This is a genomic window from Camelimonas fluminis, assembly GCF_014656355.1.
Classification (GTDB): domain Bacteria; phylum Pseudomonadota; class Alphaproteobacteria; order Rhizobiales; family Beijerinckiaceae; genus Camelimonas; species Camelimonas fluminis.
Genome location: NZ_BNCG01000177.1, coordinates 1 through 570, shown reverse-complemented (window position 1 = coordinate 570; position 570 = coordinate 1). Strand labels below are relative to the sequence as shown.

At 57.4% G+C, this 570-nt stretch carries 1 protein-coding gene; it reads right to left on the bottom strand.

What is annotated here, in order from left to right:
• The coding region (locus tag IE243_RS23365; RefSeq protein ID WP_210319976.1) for a hypothetical protein at positions 1–297 on the bottom strand (297 nt) is incomplete at its 3' end.
• Between the last annotated feature and the right edge of the window lie 273 nt (positions 298–570).

Sequence of the window (570 nt, the reverse complement as noted above, 5' to 3'; positions counted from 1 at the left end):
AGACCCGGCGCCGGCAGTTGATGCAAGGCAAACAGACAGAGCCATCGGTATGGCGTCGGCGAAAAAAAGTACCGTCGAACCGGCGAGGCCCACCGACGAGGCGCCCATGAGGAATGTTTTCAGAAACTTGTGGCTTCGGTGCCGGTTGTAGATGGTAGCGGCCGCTGGAGAAGGGCTTGTGGTCGCTCGAGCGAAAGGCGGGGGGATCGATATCGAGGTCGGAATTGCGACGGCATTGGCTCTCGTCCGATAGTTGGCGATCTTGTCATCGGCCTGCTGGAAATCGGAGAAATGCATTCGGTCCTCGCAATGGGGATCAATAATCTGACGCTTCCAAGCCGCAGCACGGCCTTTCCGGAATTTATGTGGCCAATTTAATTGGTAGCGTCGGACCGTTTTATCTCAAATTCGTTGTCTGTGCCAAGCCGGGGTTGGTGGCATTAAGGGCTTGTAGCTTGAATTTCGCCATTTGCCGTTTTGGGGGGAGTGTCGGGCGAATGGTCCAGTGGCGCTGAGTGGCAGTGACCTGGATGCCGGTGAACGCATCGTGGACGCCTCCTGACGGCGCGG